We start from the raw sequence: 4,769 nt of genomic DNA on the forward strand, positions 1-4,769 counted from the left end.
TGGGTTGTTCCACGCGTGGTGCCGGCGGGGCGGGTGCGGCCTGGGGTGGGGAGCTTTCGAGCGCCTGGACCTGTACGGGCGGAGCGGGTGGCGCCGGTGTTTCCGCGGCCTGCGGCTGCGACGCCGGCCCGTCGGGACCCTGGGCTCCTTGAGCCCCCTGCGTACGCTGCGAGGCCCCGCCCCGCAGGTCGCGCAGGACGTCCCCCTGCCAGTTGTCCCGGTCCGCCATGTCCGTACGCCCTCCCTTTCCGCTTCCGCCGCGACGCTTCTGCCGTACGGAACCCGCCGTACCGCACTGCCCGTGCCGGAATTCCCCGTACCGAATCCGTGCGCCCCGCTCAGAACTTGTCGAGCAACTGCCCGTACACCCCGAACACCCCGATCGCCAGCGGGAACAGCCCCACCACCCCGATGGACTCGACCAGGTCGGCCACGCGCCGCAGCCGGACCCGTACATGCTCGGGCGGCTGCACCGCCAGGACGAGAAGCGGCAGCACCGCCGCCGCGCACAGCAGCGCGAGCGGCCCCGCGCCCCCGGCGTGTTCCATCCACAGCGTCACGAGACGTACGACGAGGACCGCGGCGGCGGCCAGCAGCGCCACGACCTCCGCGACCAGCGGAAAGGCCCGCGCCCTGGACAGCAGCACCACGGCGACGAGAGACGGCAGCGTCACGGTCCACACGGTCGGCCCGTCGGCCAGGGTGAGCAGCCAGCCCGCGCCGGCCGCCGACACCGCCGTGGCCGTCGTCGCGAGGGCGAGGCCCCGGTGGGTGGCCGCGAGCGCGTTGCCCACCTGGTGGCGGCTGACGGAGACACCGCCCGAGCGGCGGTCGTCGAGCGCGGTGAGCCCCGACGCCATCAGCGCGAGGCGCGGCAACAGGCCGAGCAGCACCACGGAGAAGACGGCCATGACCGCGCCGAGCCGCGCCGGGTTGTCCTGGGCGGCGGCGACGGCCTCCCACACCACGGTGATCGCGGCCGTCGCGGCGGCGCCGATGAGCCCGCCGCGGCCCAACGGCGAGAACAAGCCGAGGAGTACGAGCGTCAGGGTCAGCGCACCGGCGACGGCGGCGAGGCGCGCGGTGCCCGGCCATTCGTACGCGTCGGCGGCGGTCCACGCGGTGAGGACGCCGAGGGCGCCGGAGGCGAGCAGGAGCGCGCTCGCGAGGCCCCGGTTGCCCTCCCCGATCCTGGCGGCGAGCGCGCCGGCCACCAGGAGGACCAGCGTCACGGCCACCAGGACGCCGGCCAGGGCGTCGAGCGCGAACTCGCCCCGGGCGAGCAGCGCGGCGACCACGGCGAACGCGACGGTCGCCACCCCCGCGCTGGTCCGGCGCGCGGCGGGGCGCCAACGCCACGCCTGGAGGTCGAGGTCGTCGGCCACCTGGTCGGTGACGTCGTGCACGACGGGGGCGGGCGGTGCGGAGTGGGCCCGTACGAGCCGCAGGACCGCGCCGTCGGCTATGCCGGCCGACGCGAGCGTGCTGTCGTGCGGAAGCGCGGAACCGTCGGACGTGATCAACTGCCGGGTCATCGGGCGCGTCGCGGCCCGGTCGTCCAGCAACTGGAGTATGTCCGGGAGCAGTTGCCCGATGGGGGTGTCGGAGGGCAGGACGATGTCGGCCCGGCGCCGCTCACCGACCAGGGTCACCCGGCTCAGTTGCGCCCGCGAAGTTGCCGCTGTGGTCACCACGTGCCGGAACCTATCATCGGGTTGTCGGGCGCTTTCGGGATTTCGTGCGCGGTCGGCGGCTCCGCCGCGGGCTCGCGATTCTGTTCAGTCGCCTTCACTGAAAGCCCGTCCTGTCGCGCGCAATTGACGGAAAGGTCTCGCACATTCCGCGCCCTCCCCCCTTTTCGGCTCATCTCTACGGCGTGGCTCTACGGTCCTACGGTGCCGCTCCACGGTCCTACGGTGCGGCTCCACGGTCGTACGGTGCGGCTCTACGGTGTGGCCGGATCGGCGGCCGGCCGGTCGTACTGCTGCTCCTGGAGCTGCTGTTGCTTCTCCTGCTCGGCCTTCTGCTTCGCCAGGGTGGCCTGGAGGAAGGACCAGCCGACGCACCCCGCGCACAGGACGGCCGCGATGGCGATGCCCGCGAACACCTTCCCGAGCCGCTCGTCCGCCGTACGGCGCACGCGTTGGGCGCCGAACAGCAGGGCGTCCCGCATCCTCCGCCGGCGTACCGCCACCGACTCCAGAAGCTGGCTGTCGTAGTCCCGTGCCATGCCGCGCCCCCGCCGCCCCTGTCGTTCGCCGTTCGCTCGTTGCTCGTCGCTCGTTGCTCGTCGTGTCAGTGGGGCAACACCGAGAGTTGCTCCGAGGCGTCATTCTGTTCGAGATCCGCCGCTTTGACGAGCCCGTTCCCGCCCGTTCGCACGAGCCGTTGTCAGACCCCCGTGCCACGATGACGGACATGAGCACTTCGTCCCACATCCCGGCCACGCCGAGCACCCCACGCGCCATGCCCCCTCTGGACGCCGACGAGCGGACGTCCCTTGAGAGCTGGCTCGACTTCTACCGTACGACCCTGGCCCAGAAGTGCGACGGCCTGGACGAGCACCAGCTCCGCGAGGCCGCCGTCGCGCCGTCGCCCCTGACGCTGCTCGGGCTGATCCAGCACGCGGCGGAGGTCGAGCGGAATTGGTTCCGGCGCGTGCTGGCGCAGGAGGACGCGCCGCCGATCTACGCGCCCGACGCCGATGTCGACGCGACGGACGGCGGTTTCGACCTCACCGAGGACATCACCTTCGACAGGGCGCTGTCGGCGTGGCACGCGGAGATGGACCACGCACGGAAGAACTGCGCGGACCGCGCGCTGAACGACACCAGCCCTTTCATGGGCGGCCAGGTCACGCTGCGCTGGATCTACACCCACATGATCACGGAATACGCCCGCCACTGCGGGCACGCCGATCTGATACGCGAACGGGTCGACGGCCGTACGGGCGTCTGAGAGGACTCCCGGCCGTTACGGATATTGCCGATCGCAACGACGCACAGGCGAACGGTCAGTATCCGCGCCGTACGTTGGTGATGGCGGCGTCGTCCAGTTTGTGGGCGCGGCGTTCCGATTCCGCCGTGAGTTCGCTCAACGCGTCGTCGACGGCGGTCAGTACGGTCGCCGCCGCCTCGTCGGTCACGGCCGGGGAGTTCGTCGTGCGCTTGTCGCGGATACCGACGGCCGTGGCGAGCGCCGCGAGGACCGGCTCGTCGGCCGTCCAGCGGTCGGCCGCGCGGCGGCGGGCGGGGGAGTCGACCAGGACGAGTTCACTGGACCGGAACACGCCCCACCGGCGGTGGTGCCGGCGGACGAGCTGCCCTTCCGCCTCCAGCGCGGCCGTATACATGGCGGACAGGTTCCGGCCCCGGCGCCAGAGCCAGTTGCCCACGGACTCGTACGGCGCCTGCCGTACGAACGACGACAAGGCCTCGCCCAACAGGGGATCGCCGGACGCGTCGTCCGTCCCCGGCCCGTCGGACGGGACAACGCGGTCCCCGTCCAGGGTGATCGCCCCCACCGCCAGGAGGTCGATCGCCTCGGCTCCCGCGAGGGCGAGCGACAGGGCGCCCCGCTCCACCGTACGGACGGACGTCATGTCCATCGCGACGATCAGCAGCTCCCGTGCTGTGCTCATGGTCACCTCCACGCGTCACATAGGCACCCATCAGAGCAGCACCGCACCGGTCCCGGCCACCGCCGCGCCGAGCGGGCCCCACGGGCAGCGTGCCGGACCCGGCATCTGCTCGGCGAACGTCCGCCGGGCGCACGAGGACTCCGGACAGAAGAACCGCCGAGCTCGCGGTCGCAGGACCAGTCGCAGGACTACCGGACGTCCCCCACTCAGGACGTCCGCAGGAAAACCGCCGGGCAGCGGACCTCAGGCGGTCTTCGGGGGCGTGGCCGGCCCCGTGGGCAGCGGCGTCCTTCCTCGCCCCGTGCGGTGGAGCCAGATGATGTCTCGGGTGAACGACCAGGTCAGCAGGGTCAGGGCCGCGATCACGGCCACAAGTGCGGGGACGTACGGGAGGAGGCCCGACGCCGTCGTAAGGAGGATGATTCCTTGGAGCGCCGCGACCGTCTTGCGGGCCGTACTCGGGGGGAGGGAGCCGTTCAGCCACGGCAGGAAGCGGGCCGCCGCGACGAAGCCGTACCTCATCACGCCGATCAGCAGCACCCACGCGCCCAGCGACGTCGCGACGAAGACGCTCAGCACGAGGATGAGGAACGCGTCGACCTCCATGTCGAAACGCGCCCCCAGCTTGGACGACGTGCCGGTGCGGCGCGCGACCTGGCCGTCGACCGCGTCGAGGATCAGCGCCACCGTGGCGAGCGCGACCAGGGCCGTGAGGGGCGGCGGGCTCTCGTAGGAGTCGGCGACCAGCGCCGCGACTCCGCCGACGAGGGTCGCGCGTGCGAGGGTGACGCGGTTCGCCGGGCCGAAGGGGCGCGACCAGGACCGGCTCAGGGCGCGCGTGAGTACGGCCCAGGTGGCGATGGCGACCGCCGCTCCCGTCAGCCATCCGGCGGGGCCCAGCCCGATCGCCTTGCTGAGCAGCAGCAACAGGAGCGCCTGCGCGGCGAGTCCGGCAGCCGTCTCGCGTCGTACCAGCTTGGCCTGGTGGGACAGCGATACGTGAGTCACGTGCGATGCGCGCGGGGCGTGCGACAGCCGCGGCAGCCGCGACAGGCGGGGAGTGCGTGGCGCGCCGGCCGCGTGCACCACGCGTGCCGTACGCGGCGTACGTACCGCGCGAGGCAGGCCC

Annotated in this window: 5 protein-coding genes and 1 pseudogene; 1 reads left to right on the top strand and 5 read right to left on the bottom strand. The window is 72.5% G+C overall.

The annotated features are described in order from the left end of the window. The 3 genes and pseudogenes from GT042_RS39520 to GT042_RS29485 form a co-directional block, all read right to left on the bottom strand. Window positions 1-229 (bottom strand): annotated as a pseudogene (locus GT042_RS39520) (MinD/ParA family protein); the annotation flags it as partial. Window positions 230-338: 109 nt separating this feature from the next. Then, window positions 339-1,694 carry a type VII secretion integral membrane protein EccD gene (gene eccD / locus GT042_RS29480; RefSeq protein ID WP_161311757.1) on the bottom strand — a complete coding sequence of 452 codons (1,356 nt, stop codon included), beginning with the start codon at window positions 1,692-1,694 and terminating at the stop codon, window positions 339-341. Window positions 1,695-1,945: 251 nt separating this feature from the next. Continuing rightward, on the bottom strand, window positions 1,946-2,230 hold the full coding sequence (locus tag GT042_RS29485) for a hypothetical protein (RefSeq protein WP_161311758.1): 285 nt from the start codon (window positions 2,228-2,230) through the stop codon (window positions 1,946-1,948). Between the two features lie 188 nt (window positions 2,231-2,418). Between GT042_RS29485 and GT042_RS29490 the strand changes: the two genes are divergently transcribed. After that, the gene (locus GT042_RS29490; RefSeq protein WP_237531325.1) at window positions 2,419-2,958 is read left to right on the top strand and encodes a DinB family protein; all 540 of its coding nucleotides are present in this window, start codon (window positions 2,419-2,421) and stop codon (window positions 2,956-2,958) included. Between the two features lie 55 nt (window positions 2,959-3,013). Here GT042_RS29490 and GT042_RS29495 read toward each other — a convergent pair whose 3' ends face one another. Further along, window positions 3,014-3,640, bottom strand: coding sequence for a GPP34 family phosphoprotein (locus GT042_RS29495; protein ID WP_161311759.1), 627 nt, complete (start codon window positions 3,638-3,640; stop codon window positions 3,014-3,016). A gap of 243 nt (window positions 3,641-3,883) precedes the next feature. Continuing rightward, window positions 3,884-4,648: a CDP-alcohol phosphatidyltransferase family protein gene (locus tag GT042_RS29500; protein WP_161311760.1), complete on the bottom strand. Its 765-nt coding sequence runs from the start codon at window positions 4,646-4,648 to the stop codon at window positions 3,884-3,886. Between the last annotated feature and the right edge of the window lie 121 nt (window positions 4,649-4,769).

This window comes from Streptomyces sp. SID3212 (assembly GCF_009865405.1).
Taxonomy (GTDB): domain Bacteria; phylum Actinomycetota; class Actinomycetes; order Streptomycetales; family Streptomycetaceae; genus Streptomyces.